This is a genomic window from Gemmatimonadaceae bacterium (assembly GCA_036003045.1).
Lineage (GTDB): Bacteria > Gemmatimonadota > Gemmatimonadetes > Gemmatimonadales > Gemmatimonadaceae > JAQBQB01.
The window spans coordinates 59679-74771 of the sequence record DASYSS010000038.1; the positions used below are offsets into that span (position 1 = coordinate 59679).

A 15093-nucleotide genomic window follows, 5' to 3' on the forward strand; every position below is an offset into this window, starting at 1 on the left:
CAGGAGATAGATTGGCCTCTGGGAATACGGGCCGGAAGGGTCCAACGCTGGCTGATTTGCCCCTGGGCAAAGCGCCCGAACCGCCTGAGATTCTCGACGTCGGGCTTCAAACCGTCGGGGCTTGCGGGGCATCTGTTCCAGCGTCGAACCCACCTCGGAGGAGCGCGTGATTCGCCGTCTGTTTCAGCTTCCCCTTGCCCTGGCGACGGCCAACCTGGCCGCCGCGCAAGCACCCGCGATGCAGGGTTCCAGCCCCAACCCCGTGCCGGCCGCCGACAGCGCCGCGAAACTGAATCGCGCCGGGCGTTGGCGCGACGCGCTGGCCGTCGCTCGCCTGAGGATGCCCGTCGCTGCGGCGGACGAGAAATGCTCCCTGCGGATCGACATCCTCCAAGCCATTGAGCGGATGGGCTGGTTAGAAGGAACGGCGAACGAGTTCAAGTCGTTCGACGCGCAGTGCGGAACGTCGGCGCCGGTCCGAGAGCGGGCCGCCGAGGTGGCTCGCATCCGTGCCGAGGTCACGTTGCCACCACTCCCCGCCACTGGGTTGGATTTTTCGGGCGTAGACGAGTTCTGGCGACTCGCCGACCAGCTCGCCAAGGACGTGGAACCGTCGGAAGACGACTGGCACCGGATGTTCTCGACGGTCGGCTATCGGTTGTCCATGCAGCAGATCTCGAGCACACGATCGGACATGGAGATCGCGCTGCGGCCGTCGCGTACCGCCGAGTTCGACAGCTTGACCAAGATGAACAACCAACAAGCCGGTCTGCTGCGGCATTTTCGCGCGACCATCCCCAACCGCGCCGGCATCGCCAAGTATCGCGACTCGGTCGCGCGGGCGCTTCCAGTCGAGCAAGCGGTCGCCCTGGCCGCTCGATTCTTGCCGCCACACGCCACCGAAGGAAAGAGTCCGCCGCTCGTCGCGTTCACTGTTTTCGTCGACGACGCCTATTCGCTGGGGCCGGCAGGCGTGGTCATCGACATCGATCACATCTACGAGGACGGCAGCCTGACGCTGCTGCTTGCCCACGAATTTCACCATACGTATTTGAGTATGCTCAGCACCCTCCGCGATCCCATGGGCGACTCGTCCGCCACCCTCTACTTCGCGTTGCGCAACATGCGAAACGAAGGGATCGCCGACTTGATCGACAAGCCGCATCCACTTGCGCCGGGCAAAACGGCGAACAGGGCGGCGTACGCCAAGAACTACAACGACGCCTACGCGCGGACCCCCGCCGTCATTCACTCGATCGATTCGGCGCTGGTCGTCGCCGCGGATGACTCGACCAAGTTGCCGGCGGTCGGTCGTCGCGTGAGAGAGCTGCTCCCGTCGAGCGGCCACTTCAACGGGTCCTACGTCGCCCGAGAGATCGACGAGACCTTCGGCGCCGACTCGCTCTACCCCGCTGTCCACGACTTCTTCGCGTTCCTTCGGATCTACGCGTCCGCCGAAGCCAAGCGCGGCAACCCGCCGCCATTCTCGGCGAAATCGGTGGCGCTCCTCGACGCACTGGAGAAGAAGTACCTGATACAATGAACGCGATCGTCGTGGGCTCGGGTCCGAACGGGCTCGCGGCGGCCATCACGCTGGCGCAAGCCGGTCTCGAGGTCACGGTCCTCGAGGCCGAAGAGACCATCGGCGGCGGAAGCCGGTCGGCGCAGCTCACGCTGCCCGGCTTCACGCACGACGTCTGCTCGGCGATCCATCCGATGGCGATGGCGTCGCCGTTCTTCAGCTCACTGCCACTCGGCCAGTACGGACTGGAGTGGATTCATCCGGTGGTGCCGCTCGGTCATCCGCTCGACGACGGTACCGCGGCTATTCTGCGACGATCCCTCGACCAGACCGCCGCCACGTTCGCGCGGGACGGCCGCGCGTACCGCCGCATCTTCGGCCCTCTCGTCGAGCATGCCGATTCGCTGCTCGACGCGTTGCTGCGGCCGCTCATCCCCCCGCATCATCCAATCGCGCTCGCTCGATTCGGATTGAAGGCGCTTCGTTCGGTGACGGGGAGCGCCCGCGCGAACTTTCGCGGCGAAGCGGCCCGCGCCCTCTTCGCCGGTATCGGCGCTCACTCGCTGCTCCCTCTCGACGCACCGGCGAGCGCGTCGTTCGCGCTGGTGCTCGGCATGACCGGCCACGCGTTCGGTTGGCCGTTGCCGCGCCGCGGAGCACAGGCAATTCCGGACGCGCTCGCCGCGCATCTATCGTCGCTCGGCGGCTCGATCGTCACCGGGCACCGGGTCGTCGATCACCGCGAGCTCGACGCGGCCGACGTCGTGATGTTCGACTTGAGCCCGCGCCACGTCGTCGAGATCGCGGGCGATCGACTTCCGGCTCGGTATCGCGCACGTCTTCTCCGGTACAAGTATGGCCCCGGCGTGTTCAAGCTCGACTGGGCGCTCCGAGAGGCGATTCCCTGGCGCGCCGACGACTGCCGCGGCGCCGGCACCGTGCACGTCGGCGGCAACCTCGACGATTTGGCGGCGAGCGAGCGCGAGGTCGCCGACGGACGGCACCCGGAACGACCGTTCGTACTGCTTGCGCAACCGAGCCTGTTCGACGACACGCGAGCGCCGGCCGGACGGCACACGGGCTGGGCGTATTGTCACGTGCCGAACGGATCCACCGTCGACATGACGGCCCGCATCGAAGCGCAGGTCGAACGGTTCGCGCCCGGCTTTCGCGATCTCATTCTCGAGCGGCACGTCACGACGCCGGCCGACCTCGAACGACACAACGCGAACTACATCGGCGGCGACATCGTGGGCGGGGCGAACACGTTGTGGCAGACCATCGCGCGGCCGACGCTCTCGTTGAATCCGTACGACATCCCCGTGCGCGGCTGGTATCTCTGCTCCGCGTCGACGCCGCCGGGCGGGGGCGTGCACGGTATGTCGGGATTCAACGCGGCGCGCTCCGCCCTTCGCTCGCTCGGCATTCGCGCATGATCTCGGCGTCGGCGCTCTTCGGCGGCTCGACGAGCGACTACTGGATCACGCGCCTCCTGCTGCAGCGCGGCCTGGCCGGGATCTACCTCATCGCGTTCATCGTCGCGGTCAACCAATTCCGTCCGCTCCTCGGCGCGCACGGCCTCACCCCGACGCCGTTCTTCGTGCAGAACGCGCGGTTCATCGAGTCGCCGAGCGTGTTCTTCTGGCACTACTCGGACCGATTCGCGATGGCGCTGTCGTGGTCGGGCGTCGTGTTCGCGTTGTTCGCGTTGAGCGGTCTGTCGGAGCGATTCGGCACGCCGGTGAGCGTGGCGGTCTGGGGCTGGATGTGGATCGCCTATCTGTCGATCAACAACGTCGGACAGATCTGGTACGGATTCGGCTGGGAGGCGCTGCTGCTCGAGTGCGGTTTCCTCGCGATGTTCCTCGGCGCGCGCGACACGGCGCCTCCGACGGTCGTCATCTGGATGTTTCGGTGGGTGCTTTTCCGCCTCATGTTCGGCGCCGGAATGATCAAGCTACGCGGCGACTCCTGCTGGCGGGACCTCACCTGTCTCGTTTACCACTACGAGACGCAGCCGCTGCCGAATCCGGTGAGCTGGTATCTGGCCAAATCGCCGGTCTGGCTCAGCAAGCTCGGCGTGCTGTTCAACCACTTCGCCGAGCTGGCGGCGCCGTTCGGCTATCTCATCCCGATCGCGAACGTGCGACGCGTCGCCGGCGTCGTCACGGTGCTCTTTCAGGGCTCGATCATCATCAGCGGCAACCTGTCGTGGCTGAACTGGCTCACGATCGTGGTCTCGATGTCGTGCTTCGACGACGCGATGCTATCGAAGATTCTTTCGCGACCGGCGGTGCTCCAGCCGCTCGCCACGCCGCACCAGATCGCCGTCGGCGCGCTGACGGTGCTCGTCGCGCTGCTCAGCGTTCGCCCGCTGCTCAATCTTTTCTCGAGCGAGCAGCTCATGAACGCGAGCTTCGAGCCGCTGCATCTCGTCAACACCTACGGCGCGTTCGGCGGCATCTCGCGCAAGCGCTACGAGGTAATTCTCGAGGGCAGTGCCGACAGCGTCGTGACGCCCGCCTCGGAATGGAAGGAGTATCAGTTCAAGGCGAAACCGGGCGACGTCCGGCGTTCGCTGCCGCTGGTCGCGCCATACCACCTGCGTCTCGACTGGCTGATGTGGTTCATCCCACTGAGCCCGGGAATGACCGGGACGTGGTTCCCGGGACTCGTCGCGCGGCTTCTGCAAAACGACGCACCGACGCTTGCACTCATGGCCGGAAATCCATTCCCGAATGCGCCGCCGAAATGGATTCGCGCGACGATGTACGAGTATCGATTCACGACCTTCGACGAGCGCCTCGCGAGCCGCAACGTGTGGGCCCGCACCCTGGTCGGAGAGTTGATGCACCCCGTGTCGCTGCAAACACCAGGCTTTATCAGTTCACTCGAAGCGTCCGGCTGGGTCAGGTAATCACCGGTCCACCGGCCGACCGGCCTACCTCGTCAACACCCTCGGCCCATCTTCCGTGATCGCGACGGTGTGCTCGAAGTGCGCGGACAACGAGCCGTCGAGCGTCACGATCGTCCAACGATCCGCGAGCGTTTTGGTAGCCGGTCCGCCAACGTTGACCATCGGCTCGATCGCGACGGTGAGTCCCGGTGACAGACGTTCGCGCCGCTTCGGCTTGCCGTAGTTGGGCACCTGCGGCTCCTCGTGGAACTCGACGCCGATCCCGTGTCCAACCAGATCGCGCACCACGGTGAATCCCGACGCCTCGACGACACCCTGCACGGCGGCGCCGATGTCGCCGATGTGATTGCCGACCACCGCCGCGTCGATTCCCGCGGCCAGGGCGCGCTGCGTGACCTCGAGCAGACGCTGTGCTTCCCCCGAGATGCTGCCGACGGCAACGGTCGTCGCGCTGTCGGTGAAATACCCCTTGTACCCGACGCCGACGTCGAGCGATACGATGTCGCCGTCCTTGAGGATGCGCTTGGGCGACGGAATGCCGTGCACGATCTCGTTGTTCAGCGACGCGCAAATGCTGCCGGGAAATCCGTACAGGCCCTTGAACGCCGGCACCGCGCCGTCATGGCTACGGATGAACTCTTCGGCGATCGTATCGAGCTCGCCGGTGGAGATTCCCGGGCGCACCGCGCCGCGCAGCGTCTCGATGGTCGCGGCGAGAATCTTCCCTCCCTGCGCCATCAAATCGACTTCGCGCGCCGACTTGAGCTGGATCACTTGCCCAGCGCCTCCAGTGCCCGTGCCGTGATCGCGCCGACTTCACCCACCGCGCCGACCACCACGATCTTGCCGTCGTTCTTCTTGTACCAGTCGAGCACGGGCGCCGTCTGTTCTTCATAGACGCGGAGCCGCGTCCGGATCGCGTCCGGCTCGTCATCCCTGCGGCGCACGAGCTTGCCGCCGTCGTTCTTGTCGCACGGAGAGCCGGGCTGCCGTCCTGTGTACGGCGTCTGGCACCTCTCGCACACGGTGCGAGTGCTCAGACGATTCACGATCTCGTCGTTGTCGATGTCGAAGACGAGCACGGCGTCGACGCCGCGCCCGAGCGTCTTCAGCATCGCGTTCAGCCCCTCGGCTTGCGGCACGGTGCGCACCACGCCGTCCAGGATCACGCCGCGCTCGTACTCCGGATGCTTCAGCTCCTCGCCGACGATGCCGAGGATCACCGAGTCCGGCACGAGGTCGCCGCGATCCATGAACGCCTTCGCCTCGAGTCCGAGCCGAGTCCCCGCCCGCACCGCCCCTCGCAGAACGTCACCCGTCGCGAGCGTCGGCACACCGAGCTTCTTGGAGAGCAACGGAGCCTGCGTTCCCTTCCCAGCGCCTGGCTTTCCGAAGAGGACGATGATCATGGTCGTGGAAATGTACGGAGATTCTGGTTGGTCCGGGATTGATTCGATGACGAGTGTCGCGCCACGCTGGGCCACTCTATCGGCCGGCTTGCTTGAACCGCTTTACCGCAGAGACGCCGAGGACGCAGAGGAGCGCGGAGGAAACCTTGAAAGACTGGAATGACATAAGCGGGGCAATTGTCGATGCGGCGATCCAGGTGCACTCGGCATTGGGTCCGGGATTGCTCGAGAGCACATACACAACGTGCCTGGCGTATGAACTTCAACAACGTGGACTCGCCGTGCAAACACAAGCGCCACTGCCCGTGGTGTACAAGCACATCACCATGCCGGTCGGGCATCGAGTCGATCTCATCGTTGAAGACGCCGTCATTGTTGAATTGAAGACGGTCGCGTCCCTGCTCCCGATTCACAGAGCCCGGCTTTTGACGTACCTGCGACTGAGCGGTCGCCGCCTAGGCCTGCTCCTCAACTCTCACGTCCCTCGCATGCGCGACGGCATCAAGCGTTTGGTGAACCGCCTCTGATACCCTCCGCGTTCCTCCGCGTCCTCTGCGTCTCTGCGGTGAAGCAGTTTCGGGCCGGCACAAAAAAGAGGCCCGGCCATTGCAGCCGGGCCCCGATCGTCGCCACGCACGGGCTAGTACCCGCCGGGCGCTCCCTGGCGGCCGCGGAATTTGATCCGGCCCTTCTTCATGAAGCCGTCGTACTTCCTCAGGAGAAGATGCTGGTTCATCTGCGTGATCGTGTCGAGCGCGACGCCGACGACGATGAGGAGGGAGGTGCCGCCGAAGTTGAACGGCACGTTCATCGCCGTCGAAATCCAGATCGGCAAAAGAGCGACCGCGGTCAGGAAGAGCGCGCCGGGAAGCGTGATCTTCGAGACGACGTCATCGATGTACTCGGCTGTCTTGGCACCGGGCTTCACGCCCGGCACGAATCCGCCCTGCTTCTTCAGATTCTCGGCGACGTCGATCGGGTTGAAGATGATCGACGTATAGAAGTACGTGAAAAACAGGATGAGGATCGCCGACAGGATGTAGTACATGGTCGTGCCCGGAGCGAGGTAGTCCGCGAAGTCGCGGAGCCGCGGGCTTCCCATGAACTGCGCGACCGCGCCCGGCACGACGATCACCGACTGCGCGAAGACGATCGGCATGACACCCGACGCGTTGACGCGCAGCGGAATGAAACTCCGACTCGCCTCGCGCATGCGCCCCTTCTGCATCGTGCGCTGCGGTATCTGGATCAGCACCTTGCGCGCCGCCATCGTCACCGCGACCACCGCCGCGACGACCGCCGCCATGATGATGATCAGCACGACGAGCGAAAAGGCGCCGATGACGCCCGTGCTCACGTAGCCGAACGCCGAGAAAATGCTCGGCCAAATCCGCTCGACGATCGAGAAGAAGATCATCAAGCTCGCGCCGTTTCCGATGCCCCGTTCGGTGATCTGCTCGCCCAGCCACATGACGAAGATCGCGCCGACCGTGAGGAAGAACGTCATCAGGACGCGGAACTTGAAGCCGGGGTTCGCCACCGCGCCCTGAATGCCTTCGGCGAAGATCGCGAAGCCCCACGCCTGCACGGCGGCGAGCGCCACCGTCGCGTAGCGCGACCATTGGTTCAGCCGTTTCCGCCCTTCCTCGTCCTTCGACATCTTGTCGACCTGCGGCACCACGGCCTGCGCGATTTGCTGGAAGATGCTGGCCGAGATGTACGGCATGATCCCGAGCGCGAACACCGTCGCCCGCGCGAGCTGGCCGCCGGTGAACAGGTTGTACAACCCGAGCAACCCGCCGCCGTTCTTCTGCGAGTCGATGAAGTCGGAGATCGCTTGCGGGTTGATGCCCGGCGCCGTCACGTGCGCGCCGATGCGATACACCAGCAGGCAGAGCAGCGTGAAGAGGATCTTGTCTTTCAGCTCCGGCGTGCGGAACAGATTCTGGACCGCGGACGCCGCCGCATTCGACTGAGCCATATGGAGGTTCCCTCGATTACTCCTCGACGCGGCCCCCGGCCGCGACGATCTTTTCGCGAGCGCCCGCGCTCACCTTGAGCCCGCGCACCGCGATCGCCTTCGTGATCGCACCGTTCGCCAGCACCTTCACCGGGCCCTTGTTCGCGCGGATCACACCCGCCTCGGCGAGCGATTCGCGCGTGATGTCACCGCTGATCGACTCCAAGTCGTCGAGGCGCACGAGCTGCGACTCCACGCGGAATGGATTCGTGAAGCCGCGCTTCGGCAGACGGCGAGTGATCGGCATCTGGCCACCCTCGAAATGTGGCTTGCCGCCGCCCGGACCGTGGTGTCCCGCGCGCGCCTTGATGCCCTTCGTGCCTTTGCCCGACGTCTTACCGGTGCCCGAACCCGGGCCGCGGCCCAGACGCTTGCGGTTCTTCGTGGAACCCGGCGCCGGCGAAAGATTGTAGAGGCCGATCTTTTCGACCTTCGGTTCGGCCTTCGCTTTTCTCGGCATTTACTCGGTCGCCTCCGCCTTCGCCTTCGCTTTGGGCTTCGGCTTGGACTTGGTCTTTTTGTCCCCCCCGCCGTCGATCACGCTGACCTCGACGAGGTGACGCACCTGCTTGAGCTGCCCAGCCAACCCCGGAGTGATCGTCTTCTCGATTACGTCCTGATGATGCTTGAGTCCGATCGCCTCGAGCGTCGCGCGCATGCGCCACGAGTGCCCGATGCCGCTTCGGATCTGCTTGATACGAACGTTACCCGATTCCGGAAGATTCTGCTTTTCCGTCTTCGCCGGCCCGCGTCGCGGGTGCCACACGAAAGTCCGCGCCATCAGGCCGTCGCTCCGGACGCCTGACGCGCCTTGGCACGTGACCGGTAGCCCAACGACGACGTCTCGACGCCACGCTCACGCGCGATCTGCTCGACGGTCGTCAGCTGCTGGAGTCCCTGCATTGCCGCGCGAACCATGTTGTGCGGGTTGGTCGAACCGAGGCTCTTGGTGAGGATGTCCGAGATGCCGGCGCATTCCATGATCGCGCGAACCGCTCCGCCGGCGATCACACCGGCACCCGGCGCGGCCGGCTTCATTAGTACCCGACCGGCTCCGTGTGATCCAACGACTTCGTGCGGGATCGTGCTGCCGGTCAACGGGACGGCCACCATGTTTCGGCGGGCCGCGTCGACCGCCTTGCGGACGGCTTCCGAGACCTCGTTCGCCTTTCCCGACGCGAAACCGACTTTCCCCTGCCCGTCGCCGACGGCCACGAGCGCGTTGAACGAGAAGCGCCGGCCGCCTTTCACGACCTTGGCGACACGGTTGATCGCGATCACGTTCTCGACAAGATCGCTGCCTTCCCCTCCGCGTCCGCGCTCGTCGCCATGACGCCCGCCGCCTTCACGGCCGCCGCGAGCTCCACGGTCGCCGCCCCCACGATCGCCGCCGCCCCCTCCCCCTCCGGGGCCGCCACCACCGCCGGGACCGCCGCGACCGCGCCCGCCGCCCGGGCCACCGCCCGGACCACGTCCGCCGCCGCCGCGCCCACCGCGGCCACCACCGCCGCCTCGGCCACCGCCGCCACCGCGGCCGCTCCGGGCGCTGCCGCCGCCGCTGCGCGCGCTACCACCCCCGCCCGCGCCACCGCCGCCACCGCCGCCCTGGCCCTGCGGAGCGCCGCCGCCTGATGCTCTCTGAGTGTTTTCCATTATTAGAACTCCAAACCGCCCTCGCGGGCGCCGTCGGCCACGGCCTTGACGCGGCCGTGGAACTTGTAACCCGCGCGATCGAACACGACCTTGCTGATGCCGGCGTCTTTCGCTTTGGCGGCGACCCGCTTGCCGACCTCGAGCGATTTTGCCGTCTTCTTACCCGTCTCCAGCTCCGTGCTCGACACGGTCATCAGCGTGCGGCGCGAGACGTCGTCCACGAGCTGCGCGGTGATGTGCTTGAGCGAGCGGAACACGACGAGGCGCGGGCGCTCCGGCGTGCCGGTGACCTTCTTCCGAACGCGGAGGTGGCGGCGATGCCGCTTCTCCTCACGCGACTTTCCGAACGTTGGCATGATTACTTGGCTCCCGTCTTACCGGCCTTGCGACGAACGACTTCGTCGGAGTAGCGAATTCCCTTGCCCTTGTATGGCTCCGGCGGACGCAGACCGCGCAACTCGGCCGCGACCTGACCGACGAGCGCCTTGTCGGCGCCGTCGATGATGATCTGCGTCGGCTGCGGCGCGGTGAGCTTGATGCCTGCGGGCGCCTTGTACTCGATCTGGTGCGAGAAGCCGAGGGCGAGCTGCAAGCCGTACGGCCGCTGCTCCGCCTTGTAGCCGACGCCCGTGATCTCGAGCTGCTTGCGATATCCCTTCGTCACGCCGTCCATCATGTTGTGGATGAGCGAGCGTGTGAGTCCGTGCAACGCCTTGTGATTCGTCTCGTCCGACGCGCGCTTCACGTTGAGGTCCGCGTCCGTCTTCTCGACGGTGATGCCCGACGGCAGCCGGTGCGCGAGCTCGCCTTTGGGGCCTTTGACCTTCACCGTGTTGCCTTCGACGGCGACCGTGACCCCGCTGGGAATCGCCACGGGCAGCTTTCCGATTCGTGACATGAGGATTCTCCTACCACACCATCGCGACGAGCTCGCCGCCGGTGCGCGCCTGCCGCGCCTCACGGTCGGACATCAAGCCCTTGTTCGTGCTCAGGATCGCCAGGCCAAGCCCGTTGCGGACGCGCGGGATCTCGCCGGCGCCGACGTAGCGGCGCAGACCGGGCGTCGACACGCGCTGCAGCTCGCGGATGACGGGCTGTCCGCCGGCGTACTTGAGCCGGACGCGCAGCACCTGCCGTCCCTCGTCGGTCTGGAGCGTCGAATAATCCTGAATGTAGTTGTTCTCCTTCAGGATCCGGGCGATCTCGGTCTTCATCTTCGACACCGGAATGTCCACGCGGCGGTGCTTCGATCCGCACGCATTGCGGATCCGCGTCAGCATATCGGCGATCGGGTCGGTCATGCTCATAACTGAATCTGATCTCCTCTCGTATCCGAGTTGGACGTGGAGGAATAGGGTGAAATGAAAATCCGGTGGACCGGTAGACCGGTGGACCGGTGGACCGCTACCACGAGGCTTTCCGTACGCCTGGAATCATTCCCTGCAACGACAGCTCGCGGAAGCAGATCCGGCACAAGCCAAACCGGCGCAGGTATGCGCGCGAACGGCCGCAGCGGCCGCACCGGTTGTGGACGCGAACCTTGAACTTCGGCTTCCGCTTGCTCTTCTCGATCATCGCCTTGCGAGCCATCTGGATCTCTCTGGACTAAGTGATGTTCGGCGTCAGGCGGCGCCGCGGGCTTTCTTTTCGTCCGTGCGGAACGGCATGCCGAGCTCGCGCAGCAGCGCCATCGCGTGGTCGTCGCGGTTCGTGCTCGTCACGAACGTGATGTCCATGCCGTGGATCGACTCGATCGAGTCGTAGTTGATCTCGGGGAAGATCATCTGCTCCTTGAGGCCGAGCGAATAATTCCCTCGCCCGTCGAACGACCGGGTTCCCAGACCCCTGAAGTCGCGGATTCGCGGAATCGCGACGCTGATGAAGCGGTCGAGGAACTCCCACATCCGCGCGCCGCGCAGCGTCACCGCCGCGCCGATCTCCTGCCCCTGGCGTAGCCCGAAGTTGGAGATCGACTTCTTCGCCTTCTTGCGTACGGGCTGCTGTCCCGTGATCGTCGCCAATTCCTCGACGACCGAGTCCAGCGCTTTCGGCTGTTTGATCGCTTCGCCGACGCCGACGTTCAGCACGATCTTCTCGAGCCGCGGCACCTGGTGCGGGTTCGAGAACGAGAACTGCTGCGTCAGCTTCGTGCGCACCGTTTCGTGGTAGAACCCGCGGAGTCGCGGCGGCGGAACCGGTAGCTTCGCGCCGGCGTGCGGTCCACGCGCGCGCGCTTCGCCGCCGCCCTTCTTTCCTTTACCCTTCCCGCCGCCCTTCTGCTCTTTGTTGGCCATGTGTCCGTGTCCTCTGTCGCCTACTTCAGCACTCGAGGAATCGCTTCGCCGCTCTTCACGGCGATCCGTTCCTTCGTTCCGTCTTCGTCGATTTGCCGGCGCGTGCGCGTCGGATTGCCCTTCTTCGGATCGAGCAGCATCACGTTCGACGCGTGAATCGGCGCCGGAAAGTCCACGATCCCGCTCTGCTCGTCGGCGGTGCGGGCGCGGCGATGACGCTTCACGATGTTGATGCCTTCGATCGTCACGCGGCCGGTCCGGTGGTTCACGCGGATGACCTTGCCTTCCTTGCCCTTGTCGTCGCCGCGCATGATGCGGACGGTGTCGCCCGCCGTCACGTGCACCTTCACGCGCGCGGCGTTGTCCTCGTGGCGCTTGCGGTTGACGGCGCGCGGGCGGTCGGTCTTGCGGTGTTTGAGAATTCGCATGTCAGATCACCTCCGGCGCCAGCGACACGATCTTCATGTACCGCTTCTCGCGCAGCTCGCGCGCGACGGGACCGAAGATGCGGGTGGCCCGCGGCTCCCCTTGCTCGTTGATGATGACGACGGCGTTTTCATCGAAGCGGATGTAGCTGCCGTCCTTCCGCCGCGTCTCCTTCGCCGTGCGCACGACGACCGCGCGCGCGACGTCGGACTTCTTCACGGTGCCGTTGGGCAGCGCATTCTTCACGGCGACGATCACCACGTCGCCGAGCCCGGCGTAGCGACGCCGCGTCCCGCCCAACACGCGGATCACGAGCGCCGTCTTCGCGCCCGAGTTGTCCGCCACCTTGACCATGGATTCCTGTTGAATCATCGAATCATCTCCCGGCTCAGCGCGCCCGCTCGACGATCTCGACGACGCGCCAGCGCTTGTCCTTCGACAGCGGGCGCGTCTCCGTGATCCGGACGGTGTCGCCGGTCTTGGCGGCGTTCTGTTCGTCGTGTGCTTTCACGCGCGACGTGCGCGTGACCATTTTGCCGTACACGGGATGCGCAACGCGGCGCTGAATCGCCACGATCACGGTCTTCTGCATCTTGTCGCTCACCACGAGCCCGGTGCGGACCTTTCTCGATCCGCGTTCGACCGCCGGTGTGGCACCATCGTTCGTCGTCATATCAGGCATTGGTTCTCCGCTTTCCGCCGGTCTTGGCGCTCGCCTTGGCCTTGGCGGCCGGCTTCGCGGCCGACTTGGCGGTCGTCTTTGCGCTCGCCATCGCGTTCACCGCTCCGGCGCCCGACCCCGTGGTCTCGCGCAGCACCGTCTTGAGCCGCGCGATGTCGCGCCGGATCACGCGCAGACGCAGCGGATCCTCCAGCGGCTCCGTCGCGCTGCGGAACTTGAGGCGGAACTGCTCCTCTTGAAGCTCGCGGACGCGAGTCTCCATGTCCTCTCGACCCATTTCCCGAATCTCATCAGCTCGCATCGCTCAGGCTCCTCCCTCCGCGCCTTCGCGCGTGACGAACTTCGTGCGCACGGGCATCTTGGCCGCGGCGAGCGCCATCGCCTTCTCGGCGATTTCGCGCGTCACCCCTTCCAACTCGAACAGGACGCGGCCGGGACGCACGACGGCGACCCACATCTCGGGCGATCCTTTGCCTTTGCCCATGCGCGTTTCGGCGGGCTTCTTGGTGATCGGCTTGTCCGGGAACAGACGGATCCAGACCTTGCCGCCGCGCTTGATGTGACGCGTGAGCGCCACGCGCGCGGCTTCGATCTGGCGCGCCGTGATCCAACCCGGCTCCAGCGTCTGCAGCCCGTACGTGCCGAACGACACTTCGCCGCCGCGAGTCGCCAGGCCGCGCGTGCGGCCCTTGAATCGCTTGCGGAATTTTACTCGTTTGGGTGCCAGCATTGCTCGCTCGTGTCCAAGTGATCGTTCCTCGCTTCGGCGCGTAGCACCTCCGCTCGGAATTCTGCATCAACCATCTTCGTGATCGTTCCTCGCTTCGGCGCGTCGCGCCTCCGCTCGGAATTCTGCATCAAGCCGTCTTCGTAACCCGTCTTACATGCCGGAGGAGTAGGTGGTCCCGCGGCGATCCTCGACCTTCTCACCCTTGAAGATCCAGACCTTCACGCCGATGGCGCCGAAGGTGGTCTTCGCGGTCGACGTCGCGTAGTCGATGTCGGCGCGCAGCGTGTGCAGCGGCACGCGTCCTTCGTGGTAGCCTTCGACGCGCGCGATCTCCGCGCCGCCGAGCCGGCCGCCCGCCTTCACTTTGATTCCCTGCGCGCCCATGCGCATCGCGCTCTGCACCGCGCGCTTCATCGCGCGGCGGAACGAGATGCGCTGCGCCAGCTGGCTCGCGATGTTGTCCGCCACCAGTTGGGCGTCGAGCTCGGGACGCTTGATCTCTTCGACGTTGATCCCGACCTCTTTGCCCGTCAGGTGCGCGAGCTCGTCGCGGAGCTTGTCCACCTCGGCGCCTTTCTTTCCGATCACGACGCCCGGACGCCCGGTGTGCAGCGTGACGACGACCTTGCCCGGCTTCCGGTCGATCACGATGTCGGCGATCGCCGCGTGGCCAAGGCGCGCCTTGAGATACTTGCGCAGCAGCTCGTCCTCACGGAGGAGCGCCGGCAGCTCGCGGCCCGCGTAGTAGCGCGACTTCCAGTCCTTCGAGATTCCGAGGCGGAATCCAACCGGATGCGTCTTCTGTCCCATTACCGACTCTCCCGCTCGGCCACGATGATCTCGATGTGGCTCGTGCGCTTCTGGATTGGAGTGGCGCGCCCCATCGCCGCGGGCGTGAACCGCTTGAGCTTCTGGCCTTCGTTCACGATCGCGTGCTTGATGTACAGATCGTCGACGTCGATCGTCGTGTTGCCTTCACGCGCCGCGTGCTCGGCGTTGGCGACGGCCGAGCGCAGCGTCTTCTCGATTTGCTTGGCCGCGTGCTTTTTTGAGAACTGCAAATAGGCGAGCGCGTCGTTGACGCTCTTGCCGCGGATTTCGTCGATGACGAGGCGCATCTTGTAGGGCGACTGGCGCGCGGAGCGCTGCGTCGCGCGGGCTTCGGCGGCCATGGGTTATCTCCCTCCCCGCGGTGCCGGAGCAGCTGGCGCTGCAGCGGCCGGCGCGGCGGCGGTGCCGGCGGCGGGTGTCGGCGCCTTCTTGTCCACGGCCTTCTGCCCCGTGTGCCCGCGGAACAAGCGCGTCGGCGCGAACTCGCCGAGCTTGTGGCCGACCATGTTCTCGGTCACGTACACCGGGATGAACTTGTTCCCGTTGTGCACGGCGAACGTGTGGCCGACGAACTCCGGCAGCACGGTGCTCGCCCGCGACCAGGTCTTG

The 15093-nt window shown here is 65.7% G+C and carries 21 protein-coding genes and 2 pseudogenes; 4 read left to right on the forward strand and 19 right to left on the reverse strand.

Annotation, left to right across the window (positions count from 1 at the left end):
* Positions 1 to 166: 166 nt before the first annotated feature.
* Genes VGQ44_09660 through VGQ44_09670 form a run of 3 tightly spaced genes read left to right on the forward strand, consistent with a single transcriptional unit; the run spans position 167 to position 4439 of the window.
* Positions 167 to 1543 (forward strand): DUF5700 domain-containing putative Zn-dependent protease, encoded by a 1377-nt coding sequence (locus VGQ44_09660; GenBank protein HEV8447079.1) that lies wholly within the window; start codon positions 167 to 169, stop codon positions 1541 to 1543.
* The gene (locus VGQ44_09665) at positions 1540 to 2958 is read left to right on the forward strand and encodes an NAD(P)/FAD-dependent oxidoreductase (protein HEV8447080.1); all 1419 of its coding nucleotides are present in this window, start codon (positions 1540 to 1542) and stop codon (positions 2956 to 2958) included. The genes VGQ44_09660 and VGQ44_09665 overlap by 4 nt, the downstream gene beginning before the upstream one ends.
* Positions 2955 to 4439 carry a lipase maturation factor family protein gene (locus VGQ44_09670; protein HEV8447081.1) on the forward strand — a complete coding sequence of 495 codons (1485 nt, stop codon included), beginning with the start codon at positions 2955 to 2957 and terminating at the stop codon, positions 4437 to 4439. The genes VGQ44_09665 and VGQ44_09670 overlap by 4 nt, the downstream gene beginning before the upstream one ends.
* 24 nt (positions 4440 to 4463) lie before the next feature.
* Here the strand turns inward: VGQ44_09670 and map are convergent, their stop codons facing one another.
* Positions 4464 to 5213 (reverse strand): type I methionyl aminopeptidase, encoded by a 750-nt coding sequence (map, locus tag VGQ44_09675; GenBank protein ID HEV8447082.1) that lies wholly within the window; start codon positions 5211 to 5213, stop codon positions 4464 to 4466.
* On the reverse strand, positions 5210 to 5848 hold the full coding sequence (locus VGQ44_09680) for an adenylate kinase (protein ID HEV8447083.1): 639 nt from the start codon (positions 5846 to 5848) through the stop codon (positions 5210 to 5212). Before VGQ44_09680 ends, map begins: the two co-directional genes overlap by 4 nt.
* 53 nt (positions 5849 to 5901) lie before the next feature.
* Between VGQ44_09680 and VGQ44_09685 the strand changes: the two genes are divergently transcribed.
* Entirely contained in the window at positions 5902 to 6375 is a 474-nt protein-coding gene (locus VGQ44_09685; protein HEV8447084.1) for a GxxExxY protein, read from the forward strand.
* Between the two features lie 113 nt (positions 6376 to 6488).
* On the opposite strand, the gene secY is transcribed toward VGQ44_09685, so the two are convergent.
* The 17 genes and pseudogenes from secY to rpsS form a co-directional block, all read right to left on the reverse strand.
* Complete coding sequence (gene secY / locus VGQ44_09690; protein ID HEV8447085.1) at positions 6489 to 7829, reverse strand: preprotein translocase subunit SecY; 1341 nt, start codon at positions 7827 to 7829, stop codon at positions 6489 to 6491.
* Positions 7830 to 7845: 16 nt separating this feature from the next.
* Complete coding sequence (gene rplO, locus VGQ44_09695) at positions 7846 to 8289, reverse strand: 50S ribosomal protein L15 (protein ID HEV8447086.1); 444 nt, start codon at positions 8287 to 8289, stop codon at positions 7846 to 7848.
* A gap of 39 nt (positions 8290 to 8328) precedes the next feature.
* A complete protein-coding gene (gene rpmD, locus VGQ44_09700; GenBank protein HEV8447087.1) occupies positions 8329 to 8649 on the reverse strand; it encodes a 50S ribosomal protein L30 in 321 nt (106 codons plus the stop codon).
* Positions 8649 to 9164: pseudogene (gene rpsE, locus VGQ44_09705) on the reverse strand (30S ribosomal protein S5). Before rpsE ends, rpmD begins: the two are co-directional and overlap by 1 nt.
* A 359-nt stretch (positions 9165 to 9523) precedes the next feature.
* Positions 9524 to 9877, reverse strand: coding sequence for a 50S ribosomal protein L18 (gene rplR, locus VGQ44_09710; GenBank protein ID HEV8447088.1), 354 nt, complete (start codon positions 9875 to 9877; stop codon positions 9524 to 9526).
* 2 nt (positions 9878 to 9879) lie between these two features.
* Positions 9880 to 10419: a 50S ribosomal protein L6 gene (gene rplF / locus VGQ44_09715; protein ID HEV8447089.1), complete on the reverse strand. Its 540-nt coding sequence runs from the start codon at positions 10417 to 10419 to the stop codon at positions 9880 to 9882.
* A gap of 10 nt (positions 10420 to 10429) precedes the next feature.
* The gene (gene rpsH / locus VGQ44_09720) at positions 10430 to 10828 is read right to left on the reverse strand and encodes a 30S ribosomal protein S8 (protein ID HEV8447090.1); all 399 of its coding nucleotides are present in this window, start codon (positions 10826 to 10828) and stop codon (positions 10430 to 10432) included.
* 97 nt (positions 10829 to 10925) lie between these two features.
* A complete protein-coding gene (locus tag VGQ44_09725; protein HEV8447091.1) occupies positions 10926 to 11111 on the reverse strand; it encodes a type Z 30S ribosomal protein S14 in 186 nt (61 codons plus the stop codon).
* Positions 11112 to 11143: 32 nt separating this feature from the next.
* The gene (rplE, locus tag VGQ44_09730) at positions 11144 to 11815 is read right to left on the reverse strand and encodes a 50S ribosomal protein L5 (protein ID HEV8447092.1); all 672 of its coding nucleotides are present in this window, start codon (positions 11813 to 11815) and stop codon (positions 11144 to 11146) included.
* Positions 11816 to 11835: 20 nt separating this feature from the next.
* Positions 11836 to 12243, reverse strand: a complete 408-nt coding sequence (rplX, locus tag VGQ44_09735; GenBank protein ID HEV8447093.1) for a 50S ribosomal protein L24 — start codon at positions 12241 to 12243, stop codon at positions 11836 to 11838.
* A gap of 1 nt (position 12244) precedes the next feature.
* Positions 12245 to 12613 (reverse strand): 50S ribosomal protein L14, encoded by a 369-nt coding sequence (gene rplN, locus VGQ44_09740; GenBank protein ID HEV8447094.1) that lies wholly within the window; start codon positions 12611 to 12613, stop codon positions 12245 to 12247.
* A gap of 16 nt (positions 12614 to 12629) precedes the next feature.
* Positions 12630 to 12914, reverse strand: coding sequence for a 30S ribosomal protein S17 (gene rpsQ / locus VGQ44_09745; protein ID HEV8447095.1), 285 nt, complete (start codon positions 12912 to 12914; stop codon positions 12630 to 12632).
* 1 nt (position 12915) lies between these two features.
* Positions 12916 to 13224: a 50S ribosomal protein L29 gene (gene rpmC, locus VGQ44_09750; protein HEV8447096.1), complete on the reverse strand. Its 309-nt coding sequence runs from the start codon at positions 13222 to 13224 to the stop codon at positions 12916 to 12918.
* Between the two features lie 3 nt (positions 13225 to 13227).
* Positions 13228 to 13653, reverse strand: coding sequence for a 50S ribosomal protein L16 (gene rplP, locus VGQ44_09755; protein ID HEV8447097.1), 426 nt, complete (start codon positions 13651 to 13653; stop codon positions 13228 to 13230).
* Positions 13654 to 13803: 150 nt separating this feature from the next.
* Positions 13804 to 14463 (reverse strand): 30S ribosomal protein S3, encoded by a 660-nt coding sequence (gene rpsC, locus VGQ44_09760; protein ID HEV8447098.1) that lies wholly within the window; start codon positions 14461 to 14463, stop codon positions 13804 to 13806.
* Positions 14463 to 14825 (reverse strand): 50S ribosomal protein L22, encoded by a 363-nt coding sequence (gene rplV / locus VGQ44_09765; protein ID HEV8447099.1) that lies wholly within the window; start codon positions 14823 to 14825, stop codon positions 14463 to 14465. Before rplV ends, rpsC begins: the two co-directional genes overlap by 1 nt.
* Before the next feature lie 111 nt (positions 14826 to 14936).
* Positions 14937 to 15093, reverse strand: a pseudogene (gene rpsS / locus VGQ44_09770) (30S ribosomal protein S19).